17 protein-coding genes are annotated in these 13,933 nt (G+C 54.7%); 10 read left to right on the forward strand and 7 right to left on the reverse strand.

The genetic code is table 11. From position 1 onward, the window contains the following. Nucleotides 1-61: 61 nt before the first annotated feature. Nucleotides 62-598: a helix-turn-helix domain-containing protein gene (locus AL479_RS21425; protein WP_061077576.1), complete on the reverse strand. Its 537-nt coding sequence runs from the start codon at nt 596-598 to the stop codon at nt 62-64. 91 nt (nt 599-689) lie between these two features. Here AL479_RS21425 and AL479_RS21430 point away from each other — a divergent pair, with 91 nt between their 5' ends. Next, on the forward strand, nt 690-1,856 hold the full coding sequence (locus AL479_RS21430; protein ID WP_061077577.1) for a benzoate/H(+) symporter BenE family transporter: 1,167 nt from the start codon (nt 690-692) through the stop codon (nt 1,854-1,856). Here AL479_RS21430 and AL479_RS21435 read toward each other — a convergent pair. Beyond that, on the reverse strand, nt 1,839-2,708 hold the full coding sequence (locus AL479_RS21435) for a helix-turn-helix domain-containing protein (protein ID WP_061077578.1): 870 nt from the start codon (nt 2,706-2,708) through the stop codon (nt 1,839-1,841). The genes AL479_RS21430 and AL479_RS21435 overlap by 18 nt on opposite strands. 171 nt (nt 2,709-2,879) lie before the next feature. Between AL479_RS21435 and AL479_RS21440 the strand changes: the two genes are divergently transcribed. Continuing rightward, entirely contained in the window at nt 2,880-3,773 is an 894-nt protein-coding gene (locus AL479_RS21440) for a DMT family transporter (protein WP_061077579.1), read from the forward strand. A 34-nt stretch (nt 3,774-3,807) separates the two neighbouring features. Here AL479_RS21440 and AL479_RS21445 read toward each other — a convergent pair whose 3' ends face one another. From AL479_RS21445 to tehA, 3 genes are all read right to left on the reverse strand, one after another. After that, a complete protein-coding gene (locus AL479_RS21445; protein ID WP_061077580.1) occupies nt 3,808-4,476 on the reverse strand; it encodes a DUF3313 domain-containing protein in 669 nt (222 codons plus the stop codon). 156 nt (nt 4,477-4,632) lie between these two features. After that, complete coding sequence (gene tehB, locus AL479_RS21450) at nt 4,633-5,229, reverse strand: tellurite resistance methyltransferase TehB (RefSeq protein WP_061077581.1); 597 nt, start codon at nt 5,227-5,229, stop codon at nt 4,633-4,635. Further along, nucleotides 5,226-6,230, reverse strand: coding sequence for a dicarboxylate transporter/tellurite-resistance protein TehA (gene tehA, locus AL479_RS21455; protein ID WP_061077582.1), 1,005 nt, complete (start codon nt 6,228-6,230; stop codon nt 5,226-5,228). Before tehA ends, tehB begins: the two co-directional genes overlap by 4 nt. Before the next feature lie 112 nt (nt 6,231-6,342). On the opposite strand from tehA, the gene ydcK reads away from it, so the two are divergent. Then, nucleotides 6,343-7,323 (forward strand): YdcK family protein, encoded by a 981-nt coding sequence (gene ydcK / locus AL479_RS21460; protein ID WP_061077583.1) that lies wholly within the window; start codon nt 6,343-6,345, stop codon nt 7,321-7,323. Here ydcK and rimL read toward each other — a convergent pair. Next, a complete protein-coding gene (gene rimL, locus AL479_RS21465; protein ID WP_061077584.1) occupies nt 7,315-7,860 on the reverse strand; it encodes a 50S ribosomal protein L7/L12-serine acetyltransferase in 546 nt (181 codons plus the stop codon). The two genes, ydcK and rimL, sit on opposite strands and share 9 nt — an antisense overlap. 183 nt (nt 7,861-8,043) lie before the next feature. Between rimL and AL479_RS21470 the strand changes: the two genes are divergently transcribed. The 7 genes from AL479_RS21470 to AL479_RS21500 all read left to right on the forward strand — a co-directional run bounded on the left by AL479_RS21470 (nt 8,044) and on the right by AL479_RS21500 (nt 13,570). After that, entirely contained in the window at nt 8,044-9,165 is a 1,122-nt protein-coding gene (locus AL479_RS21470; protein WP_061077585.1) for a M42 family metallopeptidase, read from the forward strand. Further along, nucleotides 9,162-9,440, forward strand: coding sequence for a PTS sugar transporter subunit IIB SgcB (gene sgcB / locus AL479_RS21475; protein WP_102601768.1), 279 nt, complete (start codon nt 9,162-9,164; stop codon nt 9,438-9,440). Before AL479_RS21470 ends, sgcB begins: the two co-directional genes overlap by 4 nt. Before the next feature lie 12 nt (nt 9,441-9,452). Further along, complete coding sequence (gene sgcC, locus AL479_RS21480) at nt 9,453-10,766, forward strand: PTS sugar transporter subunit IIC SgcC (RefSeq protein ID WP_061077587.1); 1,314 nt, start codon at nt 9,453-9,455, stop codon at nt 10,764-10,766. A gap of 11 nt (nt 10,767-10,777) precedes the next feature. Continuing rightward, entirely contained in the window at nt 10,778-11,584 is an 807-nt protein-coding gene (gene sgcQ, locus AL479_RS21485; RefSeq protein WP_061077588.1) for a BtpA family protein SgcQ, read from the forward strand. A gap of 118 nt (nt 11,585-11,702) precedes the next feature. After that, nucleotides 11,703-12,134, forward strand: coding sequence for an SgcA family PTS sugar transporter subunit IIA (gene sgcA / locus AL479_RS21490; RefSeq protein WP_061077589.1), 432 nt, complete (start codon nt 11,703-11,705; stop codon nt 12,132-12,134). An 11-nt stretch (nt 12,135-12,145) separates the two neighbouring features. Then, nucleotides 12,146-12,778: a ribulose-phosphate 3 epimerase family protein gene (locus AL479_RS21495; RefSeq protein ID WP_061077590.1), complete on the forward strand. Its 633-nt coding sequence runs from the start codon at nt 12,146-12,148 to the stop codon at nt 12,776-12,778. 15 nt (nt 12,779-12,793) lie between these two features. Further along, a complete protein-coding gene (locus tag AL479_RS21500) occupies nt 12,794-13,570 on the forward strand; it encodes a DeoR/GlpR family DNA-binding transcription regulator (RefSeq protein WP_061077591.1) in 777 nt (258 codons plus the stop codon). Nucleotides 13,571-13,618: 48 nt separating this feature from the next. Here AL479_RS21500 and AL479_RS21505 read toward each other — a convergent pair whose 3' ends face one another. Then, entirely contained in the window at nt 13,619-13,843 is a 225-nt protein-coding gene (locus tag AL479_RS21505; protein ID WP_061077592.1) for a YdcH family protein, read from the reverse strand. Nucleotides 13,844-13,933: the final 90 nt, after the last annotated feature.

Consider the following 13,933-nt stretch of genomic DNA (forward strand, 5'->3'; position numbering starts at 1 on the left):
GTAGCAGCAAAATGGCGGCTATTGTAGTCAGAAGCGCCGTTTTGCGAAATAGTTTTCCCGCTTAACTGCGTGGGTAATGGATGAGCGAATGAAAGTGCACGGTCTGCTCGCTGCTGTTGCGATAGGCATGAGCGTTATCACCGGCAAAACGAATGCCTTCTCCAGCCCTGATGACGCGCCATTGCTGGTCAATGCACATCTCCAGATCGCCTGCGATTACAACCACATGTTCAATCACGCCCGCTTCGTGCGGCGTGGATTCGCTGAGCGCGCCGGGTGCCAGCAAAATTGAAAAGTGATCAAAGCACAGCACCGGATCCCACGGGAACAACGGCGTCACGACCATCGCCTGCTCTTGCGGATCAAACGTCGGCAGCGGCTCAGATTCCGGCGGCGAAATAAAGGTAGAGAACGGGACGTTCAGCCCGGTAGCAATCTTCCATAACGTCGCCACCGTGGGACTGGACTCGTTGCGCTCAATTTGCCCGAGCATCGCTTTTGACACACCGGTGGCCTCCGCCAGGCGCGATAAACTCCACTCACGCTGTTTGCGCAATGTTTTTAAAGTGTTCGCAAGATAGTGTGTCAGATTGTCCATTGATATCCTCTCAAAATACCAGCTTACCACTTGTACGTTATAACGCCCAGATGCTAAATTAAATGACCGTTATAACGCACAAGGAATGCTAATGCGTTCGTTTTCCATCCCCTTACCCACGCTGCTTTCTGGCTTTGTCGCCGTACTGGTCGGCTATGCCAGTTCAGCGGCCATCATCTGGCAGGCCGCCGTGGCGGCGGGTGCCAGTACAGCGCAAATTGCCGGCTGGATGAGCGCCCTGGGCCTCGCAATGGGGGCCAGTACGCTCATCCTGACGCTCTGGTATCGTGCGCCTGTACTGACGGCATGGTCAACACCCGGCGCGGCGCTGTTGGTGACAGGACTCCAGGGACTGACGCTGCCAGAGGCGATTGGCGTGTTCATCATCGCCAACGCACTGATCGTCTTGTGCGGCGTGACCGGATTATTCGCTCGCCTGATGCAGGTCATCCCTCATTCGCTGGCGGCGGCCATGCTGGCCGGGATTTTGCTCCGCTTTGGCCTGCAGGCATTTGCCAGTCTCAGTGACCCGTTTCTGCTTTGTGGCGGCATGTTGCTGGCATGGTTGATTCTGAAGAGGATTGCGCCGCGCTATGCGGTGATCGCGGCGCTGGTTGCTGGTGCGGTCATTGCGTTACTTGAAGGTGACATTGTCACCTCTTCGTTAGCGATGGCCCCGGTGTTACCTACATTTATTGCCCCTCAGTTTTCGCTGGCCCACAGTCTGGGGATTGCCGTGCCGCTCTTTCTGGTGACGATGGCGTCGCAGAATGCGCCCGGTGTAGCGACCATGAAAGCCGCAGGCTACGATGTCCCCGTCTCGCCCCTGATTATTGTCACTGGCGTACTGGCGCTACTGTTTTCCCCTTTCGGCGTCTATTCCATCTGTATTGCCGCTATCACCGCAGCAATTTGCCAGAGTCCGGAGGCCCATCCGGATGCGGCTAAACGCTGGCTGGCCGCCGCTGCCGCCGGCGTGTTCTATCTGTTGGCCGGTATTTTCGGCAGTTCGATTACCGGAGTGATGGCGGCGCTGCCAGCGAGCGGAATACAGATGCTGGCGGGACTGGCGCTGCTGGGCACGATTTCGGGCAGTCTGTATCAGGCGTTGAGCCATGAAAGCGAACGTGATGCCGCCGTGGTGACCTTTCTGGCCACCGCCAGCGGGCTGACGCTGTGGGGAGTGGGTTCGGCATTCTGGGGGCTGATCGCAGGGGGGATCTGTTACACCGTCTTAAGGCTAGCGCGACGCGCGTAACTGCGACGGCGTCTTCCCGGTCACCTGCTTGAAGCGATTACTGAAATGGCTCGGAGAGCTGAAGCCGCAGGCCAGCGCAATCTCCGTTAACGGACGCTGTGAGTGACAAACCAGTTGCTTTGCCACTGCCATCCGCCGCTGCATCACGTACTGATGCGGCGCCATTTTCATCGACTGACGGAACATTCTGGCGAAATGAAATTCGCTCAGCGCGGCTTCATACGCCAGATCGGCAAGCGTCAACGGTTCCGCCAGATGGGCGTCGATATACGCCAGCACATTGCGCAGTGTCACCGGCGCGAGTCCACCCGTCACCGTCGGCAATCGCCACTGCACGTTGCTGTAGTGCTGAATCATGTGGGTCATCAGAAGTGACGACGCGGCGCTGAGCGTCAGATGGTTCGCGGGCTGATGCCAGTCGTTGCCCAGTAAAAACTGCCGGTAGACCGCCGTAATCCCCGGGTCGTTGCCAAATGTCCGCTCATCCAGCGTAAAACGGTAGGGGCTTTTATCCCAGACTTTTTCCCCGACTTCACGCAAATGCGCGTCGGTGCAGTAAAGATGCACGAACGAGAGGTCGTCGCGGATATCCCAGGTAGATTCACTCTCTTTTGGCAACAGGCAAAACCGGTCCGGCCCGCCCCCATTTTTCCAGCCTGAGGCCGTTTTTTGATAGCTCTCGTAGCCATCCGCCACATACAGACTGAGCGTGTGGTGATCGCAATACTGCGTGATGGTATCGCGCTTATTCGACCATGCCGCCAGCTGGACGCCCGAGCGCAGCTCGACCGACTCCTGCAACACGGCATTGTGCTGACTCAAATTTTCAAAGGCATCGTAAGACCGGGTCATACCACCACATAAACACTGTTATTCAGGCATTCAGTCTATCGCAGGTCATTGCGGTTACCACCCGCCCGACGGAAAAAAGCGCAAGATTTTGCAAGTATCCCGCAAACCGATGAAAGCGCGTCGCCCCTGCGATCTGCGACAGTTAATTATTGGGTATGAAGGGAGAAAATAATGAACGCACTATTATATTGTCTGGTCGTGGTGATCTGGGGTACCACGTGGATCGCCATTTATTTACAGCAAGGCCCGGTTGCAGCCCCCGTCTCGATTTTCTGGCGTTTTGCGGTGGCGACGGCGTTGATGATGTTGATGATGCGGATTCGTGGAAAGCTACGAACGCTGTCGTTACGGGACCATTTGTTCTGTCTACTGCAAGGCAGTTGCGTCTTTTGCTTTAACTTCTGGTGTTTTTACACCGCGGCCGCCTGGATCAATACCGGGCTGGAGTCGGTAATTTTTTCCATGGCAGTGCTGTTTAACGCGGTGAACAGCTTCTTTTTCTTTGGGCAAAAACCTCCGCTGCGGTTTTACTGCGCCGCCGCGCTGGGACTGACCGGTATCGTCACCCTCTTCTGGCAGGATCTGATGAGCAGCGGTTTTAGCGGCTCGCTGCTGCTGGGCATCGCTCTGAGCGCGTTGGGGACGTTTGGTTTCTCGCTGGGAAATATGATAAGCCTCCGTCATCAGAAAAAAGGTCTGGAAGTGATGACCACCAACAGTTGGGCCATGCTGTACGGCACGCTGCTGATTGCAATGATTGCCCTTCTGCGTGGGGATAACTTCACCCCGCAGTGGACCTTCAGTTATCTCGGCGCCCTGTTGTATCTGGCCGTTTTCGGATCGGTCATCGCCTTTGGCGCGTACTTTACGCTGGTGGGGAGAATTGGCCCGAGCAATGCCGCGTACAGCACGCTGCTCTTTCCGCTGGTTGCGCTGTCATTTTCCACGGTTTATGAAGGCTATATCTGGCAAATGAATGCAGTAGTTGGACTGCTTTTGATTCTGTCAGGTAACCTGGTGATGTTTGCCCGCCCACCGGCACTGTTGCGTCGCAAGATGGCATAAAAAAACGCGCCATCAGAACGATGGCGCGTCGTAATTATTTCCGGTTTATGTCAAACATGGTGGCGTCAGTCGCCATGTCATCAACCACTTTCTTCAACGTTTCAAACGCCATCGGCGTGCTCTGGTTGTTCAGGTCTTTGCCTTCACCCTGACGAACGACTTTAATCACCGGCTTATTGGTTGCTGCGTCGATTAACTCGCCTTCAAAGTAGAGATGGGTGTCCATGGTGCGATGACCGGTTGCCATTTGCGTACCGGCAACCACCAGCGCCACAGGCACCACTTCATAGAACTGCAGTCCTTCTTTACTGGTATCCACCCCGGTGATCGCCCCACGGAAAATCAGGCTACGCGGCCCTGGCGTGGTCACCAGCGGCTTACGTTGACCAACGGCGGTTTTCAATTTCGTGTTGGTATAGGTCAACAGCTGATCGAGCACTTTCTGACCAACCTGAGTGGTGGGTTTCGGTGTCGGATAATACGTTATGGGATTCCAGACAATGTTGTCATATTTGGTTTCGCTGTAGCTGGGATCGACCCAACGTAGTACCGGCTGCCCGGTAGCGGATTTTGTTTCCTTAAGACCGGAATAGTCTTTTAAAAACCCAGAATATTTATCTGGCTGTGTCACTTTTGACGCACAGCCGGATAAGGCCAGTAAACCAGTAAGCACTGCAACTTTAAATAAAGTATGAGTACGCATGAAACGATCCCTTAGAATATGCAGATATGCATGTGAAAGCGTAGCAAAGGGAAATCACCTGCGTTGGATAAAAAATGGTATGTCATCCACATTTTTTTCAGAGCGCCCATTTGGCGAAAAAATGCCGGGCGCTGAGGGGGTTAGCGGTTCGGCTAATTAAGCGGTTTTACGCGCCAGCAGCGTGGCGAAACGCAGTTTAATTCGGTTGCCATTCGCATCCGTACGATGCAGTTCACCAACGTCTTCATTATATTTCAGTAATTCCCAGCCTTCGTAATAACGACGAAGTTCCCCTTCTTTAAACGCAAACGGGAATCCGACGGTACACGGAAAATCAGCGGTATCCATGGCAGCCACAATCAGGTTATATCCACCGGGTTTGGTGCAACGCTGCATATTGTCGATTAAACCCGGAATCGTTTTGGCTTCAAGGAACATCATTACCACGGTGGAGAGAATAAAATCATAGTCTCCCTCAAACGTCAGCGCGTTGAGATCCACCACTTTCGCCTGGAGATTGTCCAGCCCTTCAGCCGCTTTGATACGTTCGACGTTGGCGATGCTCATCGGGTTTTTATCCCACGCGGTCACGTCATACCCTTTCGCCGCCAGATACAGGCTGTTACGCCCATTGCCACAGCCTAAATCCAGCGTTTTTCCCGGTTTGACGACCTTCACCGCCTCGAGAACGTCAGAATGAGTGCGGGTTAAATCGTATTTTTCAGTGAAGTAATTTTCGTCACGAAGGGTCATTTTTTATCCTCAGATTTCAGTAATGCCGCACGCTCCGTACGAATGAGCAGTTTTCCCTGCATCAGCAGTGCGAACGTACGTACCAGCAATAATGCGATGATAACATTGGTAAAGATAAACAGCGGCACCGCCAGTGTGTGAAAAAAGCCTGACGTGCTGGCGTGGCCGAGATGCAATCCGGTGGTCGCCAGCGCTGACACGCCGAACGAGAAACTCCAGAATGAGGCGTTAAACGGCTGCGACAGATACCAGGGCATCAGGCGGAGCATAAACAGCAGTTGCAGCAGGCCGTAGCCAAACAGCATTTTCGCCAGCGTGTCGCCCTCACCGCCGTTGACGCTTAGCCAGGCGCTACAGGCCACCAGCGCAGGCGCAAGCTGGATCCCAAGCGACGTCCGCATGGCAGTGGGTAATTCCCCGGCACTGCGCAGACGTTGCAGAATAACCGGTTCCAGGCTCAGCCAGGAAAAAACGCCGGCCCCTAAAAAGACCAGTCCGGCATCGGTATAACCTAATGCGCCGCAGGCCATCGCGCTGATGAAGTTGTTGGCGACCGTCGGTAAATAGAGTCCGGGCGTTGTCGCCTCTTGCGGATGCGAACCGCGCCACAGCCCGGCGGTCTGCCACGCGGCGTAAACCAGCTGAATAACCACCCCGACGCTGAACAGACCAATCGCCAGCGGACGACACCACGGTACAAAACCAATCGCCACCAGCATCGTGGTAGCCGGAAACAGGCTGACAAAACTGCTCATCACCGGATGGCGAATCTCAGCAATCACACTGTGCGGGAAACGAATCAGACGCGTAATAAACGCCAGCGTCAACAGCCCCCATATCATCATCGCCAGAATCACCAGGCCGTCGCCAAACCAGTGGCTGACAGGCCAGATTTGACTGGCATAACGCCAGGCAAACCCCATTCCAATCGTCCCCAGGACCATGCCAAAGTAGCCGGCGGGAAGGTTCAGAACACGATCGCTACGCTTGCTGTTACTCATTTTGTTTATTTTTTAAAGTATATTTGAAATGCATTTTATGGAATTTCATCCGTTTTAGCCAGTGCCGCAGAATTTGCTACGGTTAGAGTAAGCCACTAAACGGAATGCCTTCATGCGTAAATACCGACTCAGCGACGAACCGCGCGCGTTCAGCTACCAGGATAATGGCAATAAAATGAGCGTTTTACTACGCCAGATTGTCGCACTCATTGACTTTAATGATGTGAAAGCCGGTGACGCTGGCGGCTGGATTGATGATGAAAGCGTGCTGGACCACGCCGGACACTGCTGGATTTACGACGAAAACGCGTTAGCCTTCGGCGGTTGTACGATTTCAGGGAATGCGCGTCTCACGCAACCCTGCCTCCTGCGCGACAACGTTCACATTAGCGATAATGTCTGGATTGACCACGCTGAACTCAGTCACGGCGCCAGAATCAGTGACAACGTCACGATTCAGTCATCCACGGTTCGCGGCGATTGCCACCTCTTTGGCGACGCGCGAATTTTGCAGCAATCTGAAATCGTCGCGGCACGCGGGCTGACCGTCGAGCGCGATCAGATCCTGCAAATCTATGACCGCGCCACGGTCAGCCATTCGCGCATTGTCCATCAGGCACAAATCTATGGCGATGCCATCGTCAGTTACGCCTTTATTGAGCATCGTGCGGAGGTCTTCGATGACGCGCTGATTGAAGGTAATGACGAAAACAACGTCTGGATATGCGATTGCGCGAAAGTGTACGGTCGGGCGCAGGTGATCGCCGGCACAGGGGACGATGCGATCCCCACCCTGCGCTACAGTTCGCAGGTGGCGGAGCAGGCCAGCGTGGAAGGCAACTGCGTGCTTAAACACCACGTTCTGGTGGGCGGGAACGCCGTACTGCGCGGTGGTCCCATTTTACTCGACGATCACATTCTGATTGAAGGCGATGCGCGCATTCTCGGTGAGGTGCTGATTGAAAATCACGTCGACCTCCGTGGACATACCACCGTGGAGGCCGCCGCAGACGACGCCATTCACCTGCGCGGGCCAAAAGTCATCGATGGCGATCAGCATATCACCCGCACGCCGCTGATTGGCTCACTGTAGCGCCGAATCAATGATGCGCGCATACAGGTTAACATCGTCATAGTGACCGTTCAGAAACTCTGCCTGTTTCAGGCAGCCTTCCAGTTCAAAGCCATTACGCTGCGCAACCTGATTGCTTGCCTGGTTCTTTACCCGGCATTTGATCACAAAGCGACGGATTTCGCCTCGCCCGGCATAGTGATGAATAAGTGCCTGCAACGCGCGCGACAGGATCCCTTTCCCCTGCTGCGTTTCGTCTACCCAGTAACCGATATAGGCCGCTTTGTTCATCGGCTCGATCTGATTAAACGACAGCACGCCCAGCATCTGATCGCCGTCAAAAATGAGGAACATTTTGGCGTAGCCCCGCTGATGCAGCACCATATTGCCCTGCACCGTTTTGCGCGTATCCTCTTCCGTATTGACGTATTGCGGCCAGTCAAAGAACTGCATTAGCCAGGCGCTGTTTTTACGGACCAGTTGATGCAACCCGGCAACGTGACATTCTTCTACCGCCCGTAGCTGCAGCGTGTCATTGATCTCAATAATTTCGCTCATCCTCTCCTTCCTCCCGCGTTCAGACTTTCATCAGCATTGAGCGTTTTTATTCCACTCACCTCACATTATTTTTTATTTCCTCAGCTTTCACTATTTCCACGTGAAGCTGCTCACAATTATTCGCCCAGCCAGCGCCTATAAAACGCTCAACGAGTGATTGTTTTATTGTCTACGGAGATCCTTATGTCATTTTCTGTGCAGGAAACACTGTTCTCGCTTTTGCATCTCAATGCCGTTTCCGGGCATGAAAACAGCGTCGCTGAGGTCATGCTACGCGAATTTAAGCGTCAGGCAAAAGAGGTCTGGCGCGATCGACTAGGAAATGTCGTCGCCCGCTACGGCAGTGATAACCCAAACGCCTTGCGACTGATGATGTTTGCCCATATGGATGAAGTCGGCTTTATGGTGCGCAAAATTGAGCCGTCCGGTTTTTTGCGCTTCGAACGCGTGGGCGGCCCGGCGCAGGTCACCATGTCCGGTTCGGTCGTCACGCTCGCCGGGGATAACGGCCCGGTGATGGGATGCATCGGTATTAAGGCGTACCACTTCGCAAAGGGGGATGAGCGCACGCAGTCGCCTTCCGTTGACAAACTGTGGATTGATATTGGCGCGAAAGATAAAGCCGACGCCCGGCGGATGGGCATCCAGGTCGGCACACCGGTGACGCTGTATAACCCACCGCAACTGCTGGCGAACGACCTGGTGTGTAGCAAAGCGCTGGACGATCGTCTGGGATGTACTGCGCTACTGGGCGTCGCGGATGCCATCGGCGCGGCGCCTCTGGATATTGCGGTGTATCTGGTGGCCTCCGTGCAGGAAGAGTTCAACATCCGCGGCATTGTCCCGGTATTACGTCGCGTTAAACCGGATCTCGCCATCGGCATTGATATCACGCCATCATGCGATACGCCGGATCTACAGGACTACTCAGATGTCCGAATCAATCAGGGTGTTGGCATCACCTGCCTGAACTACCACGGTCGTGGCACGCTGGCCGGATTAATTACGCCGCCACGGCTGATTGAGATGCTCGAGCAAACGGCCCTTGCGCACCATATTCCCGTGCAGCGCGAAGTGGCGCCTGGCGTCATCACCGAAACCGGCTATATCCAGGTTGAGCAGGACGGCATTCCCTGCGCCAGCCTTTCCATCCCTTGTCGTTATACCCATTCTCCGGCGGAAGTCGCCAGTCTGCGTGATTTGACTGACTGCATCCGCTTATTGACCGCCCTGGCTGGCCTGCCAGCCGAGCACTTTCCCGTTGAGCCTGACTCAGGCACTACACAAGAGGCAAATCCATTATGAAAAAGATCCTTGTGGCATGCGGTACCGGCATGTCGACGTCAACTATGATTGCGCACAAGTTGCAGGAGTTCCTTGCCGAGCAAGGCATTGCGGCCAGCACCGCCCAGTGCTGTCTCAATGAGATCCCGCTGAATTGTAACGGCATGGACCTGATTGTGACCTCCATGCGCACCAACAACGATTACGGTATTCCCACGTTAAACGGCGCAGCCCTGCTAACGGGAATTAATGACGACGCCTTAAAACAAGAAATCAAGGCACTGTTAACGCAATAACAAGGAGGCACTATGTTTGACTACATCCTGTCTCTCGGCGGTACTGTTTTTGTCCCCATCATCATGATTGTGATTGGGTTGATCTTCCGTATTCCCTGGCTGCAGGCAATCAAGGCCGGGGTGACGGTAGGGATTGGTTTTGTCGGGATGGGGCTGGTGATCGTGATGGCGATCGACAGCCTCAGTCCGCCCATCAAAGTGATGATTGAACGCTTCGGCCTGACCCTGCATGTGTTTGACGTCGGCGCAGGGCCGGCCTCCGGCGTCGGGTATGCCACCGCCATTGGCGCAATGATTATCCCAATCATTTTTCTGCTCAACGTCGCGATGCTGGTCACTCGTCTGACCAAAACCATGAACGTCGATATCTATAACTACTGGCACTACGCCATTACCGGCACCGTGGTCCAGTTAATGACCGGCAGCCTGATTTATGGCGTGCTGGGGGCCATTTGCCACGCGGCGCTGTCGTTAAAAATGGCCGACTGGACGGCAAAACGCGTGCAAAGCATTGTCGGTCTGGAGGGGATCTCGATACCGCAAGGTTATGGTTCCAGTTCCGTACCGCTGTTCGTTCTGCTGGATGCTATCTACGAAAAAATTCCGTTCATGAAGGGACGCAACATTGATGCCCAGGAGATCCAGAAACGCTATGGGATGGTGGGCGACCCGGTCATTATCGGCGTCGTGCTCGGCCTGATCTTTGGCCTCGCCGCAGGTGAAGGTTTTAAGGGATGCGCCAGCCTGATGATTACCGTCGCGGCGATTATGGTGCTGTTCCCGCGCATGATCCGCCTGATTGTTGAAGGGTTGCTTCCCATCTCCGACGGCGCACGGAAATTTTTCCAGAAACATTTCAAGGGGCGCGAAGTGTATATCGGCCTGGATACCGCCGTCACGCTCGGCCACCCCACCACTATTGCCGTTGGCCTGCTGCTGATCCCCATCATGCTGATTCTGGCCAGCATCTTACCCGGCAACAAAGTGCTGCCGCTTGCCGATCTGCCCGTCGCGCCGTTCTTTATCTGTATGGCGACGGTGATCCATCGCGGCGACCTGATTCGTACCCTGATCAGCGGCGTGATTGTCATGGTCACCGTCCTGTTGATTGCCACGCAGTTTGCCCCGTATTTCACCGACATGGCGCTTAAGGGCGGCTTCAGTTTTGCCGGTGAAAACGCGCAAATCTCCGCGCTGTCCGTGGGCAACATGTTTGGCTGGTCAATCTCGGAGCTGATATCGCTTGGCATTATTGGCGTCGTCGTGGCGGTGGGTATCGTCGCCAGCGTCGTGCTGTTCTTACGTAAACGTGAACTATCGGAATAAGGAGTACCTTCATGAGTTGGCTGAAAGAGGTTATTGGAACGGAAAAAGCCGTCATTGCCATGTGTCATTTGCGCGCATTGCCCGGCGACCCGAGCTTTGATGTGCAGAAAGGGATGAACTGGGTTATCGACCGCGCCCGGGACGATCTGCTGGCGTTACAAAATGGCGGCGTGGATGCCGTGATGTTTTCCAACGAGTTTAGTCTTCCCTATCTCACGAAGGTTCGCCCGGAAACCACGGCGGCAATGGCGAGAGTTATTGGGCAATTGATGAGCGAAATTCGCATTCCGTTTGGCGTCAATGTGTTGTGGGATCCGGTCGCGTCGTTCGATCTGGCTATGGCGACGGGGGCTAAATTCATTCGCGAGATTTTTACCGGCGCCTACGCCAGCGACTTCGGGGTCTGGGACACCAACGTCGGCGAGACCATTCGTCATCAGCACCGCATCGGCGCGGGTGAGGTCAAAACCCTGTTCAACATCGTGCCTGAAGCGGCGGTGTATCTGGGCAATCGCGATATTTGCTCCATTGCCAAATCCACTGTCTTTAACAACCATCCGGATGCCCTCTGCGTCTCTGGTCTGACGGCGGGCGCACGCACCGACAGCGCCTTGTTGAAGCGGGTCAAAGATACGGTGCCGGATACCGTGGTGCTGGCGAATACCGGCGTGTGTCTGGAAAACGTCGAGGAGCAACTTAGCATCGCCGACGGTTGCGTAACCGCCACCACCTTTAAAAAGGACGGCGTATTCGCCAACTTTGTCGATCAGGCGCGGGTCAGTCGCTTTATGGAAAAAGTGCATCACATACGGCAATAAAAAAGGGGATAAGCAGAGCGCTTACCCCCGGTAGAACAGCGATCCCTGCCGCCTTCGTCAAAAGTCTCGACGGGGATCGCTATCAGAGTAACCCTAACCGGCAAGGAGTCAACGACTGATGATAAACGATGTTAAGTGGGTACAGGCGCAGCGCGACGCCAGGGACTGGCGTCAGGCCGTCGAAATCGCTGCTCGCCCGCTGATTACCTTTGGCGCTGCGCAACCGGGCTACGTGGACGGTATTATCGACAACACCCTGAGCTGGGGACCGTACTATTTAATTGCTCCCGGCATCGCTTTGCCCCATGCACGGCCCGAACAGGGCGCTAACCGTAATCAGGTCAGCATCACGACGTTAAAAACACCCGTCGCTTTTGGCCATGAGGAGTGTGACCCGGTCTGGCTGCTGCTGTGCGTCAGCGCAACGGATGCTAATGCGCACATCCTCACCATCCAGCGCATCAGCCAGTTTATCGATTCACCCGAACGGCTCGCGGCGGTCCGACACGCGCAAACCGACGCCGCGCTGTTCGCGCAGGTTACCGGTTAACGGAGGCGATGATGATTCTGCACCCTTCTCTCGCGTCGGCAGATCCGCTGCACTATGGGGCGACATTGACCGCGCTGGCCGATGCCGATATCGGCTCACTGCATCTGGATATCGAAGACAGCAGCTTTATCAACAACATCACTTTTGGCCTCAAAACCGTGCAGGCTGTCGCCCGACAGACGGCGCATCCTCTCTCGTTTCATTTCATGATTGCCCGCCCGCAGAGTTGGTTTCCTGTCCTGGCGGAGCTCAAACCGGCGTGGATTTTTGTTCATGCCGAAGCGCTGGCATACCCTTCTGAGACGCTGGCAGACATTCGCGAAATCGGCGCAAAGGCCGGGCTGGCGGTGAATCCGGCCACGCCAATTGACGGGTATCGCTATCTGGCCCCGCAACTGGATGCGCTAATGGTGATGACCAGCGAACCTGACGGATTCGGACAACAGTTTATTCCCACCCTGTGCGCAAAAGTCCGTCAGGTACGCGAGTATTTTCCGCAAGCCGCGTGCTGGGCTGACGGCGGCATTACGCTTTCTGCGGCGCAACACCTGGCGACGGCCGGCGCACAACATCTTGTCGTGGGTCGCGCCCTGTTCTCATCAGAGAATTACCACGCCACGTTATCCCGGTTTGCGGGACTGTAAGAGGAGATTGCTTCGATGAGCCAACAGCGCCCTGATCGTATCAAACAGATGCTGCACTATCTGTGGCAACATCGTCATCTCTCCACCCAACAGGCCATGGAACTGTTTGGTTATGCGGAGGCCACCGTCCGTCGTGATTTCCAGTATATCGCCAGCCAGTATCCTGGCATGATTCGCGGTCACGGCAGTCTGGATTTTGACGACAGCATGGATGACAAAGAGTATGTTTTCGACGTCAAACGGACGCTGCAGGCGGAGGCGAAAAAAGAGATTGCCGCCCTTGCCCGTACCATGATCAAAGACGGCGACTGTTTCTTTCTCGATTCCGGCTCCACCTGCCTTGAGCTGGCGAAATGTCTGGCCGATGCGCGGGTGAAAGTCATCTGTAACGACATCAAAATCGCCAATGAACTGGGCTGTTTTCCGCACGTCGAAAGCTACATCATCGGCGGGCTTATTCGTCCGGGTTACTTTTCAGTGGGTGAGAGCCTGGCGCTGGAGATGATCAATGCGTTTTCGGTGGAACGGGCCTTTATCTCCTGCGATGCGCTGTCGCTGACAACGGGGATCACCAACGCCACCATGTTTGAAGTCGGCGTGAAGACGCGGATTATTCAGCGTTCACGAGAAGTGATACTGATGGCCGATCACTCAAAGTTTGATGCAGTGGAACCCCATGCCGTCGCCACGCTCTCTTGTATTAAAACGATTATCAGCGACAGCGCGTTAGCGGATGACATTGTGCAGCGATACACCCACGCGGGATGCCAGCTGGTTTTGCCACATCGTTGAATAACAGGCACAAAAAAGCCGCCTGGGCTGGCGGCTTAGAAACGCGGATTATCCCGCGTCAACACTTTCTTTCTGCAGTATTTTGAGCATATCGTCCTTCAGCTGAAGTTTCTGTTTTTTCAGCCGAACGACGTCGAGATTGTATCCCCGACCATCGGAACCTTCCAGCCTGGCAATTTCATGATCAAGGTTGTTGTGCTTTTCGAAAAGCGACAAAAAGCGAGGATTCTCGGATTTCAGTCGGGAAATCAGATCTCTGTATTCTGGAAACATACGCTCTCCCTGTTAGTGATAAACCATGTGTATAAGAAATACACGCTTCCAGCTTACCTATTTGACTTAGGGAAAAATGCGAACAGGATC

Source organism: Citrobacter amalonaticus (genome assembly GCF_001559075.2).
In the GTDB taxonomy this organism is placed as follows: domain Bacteria; phylum Pseudomonadota; class Gammaproteobacteria; order Enterobacterales; family Enterobacteriaceae; genus Citrobacter_A; species Citrobacter_A amalonaticus_F.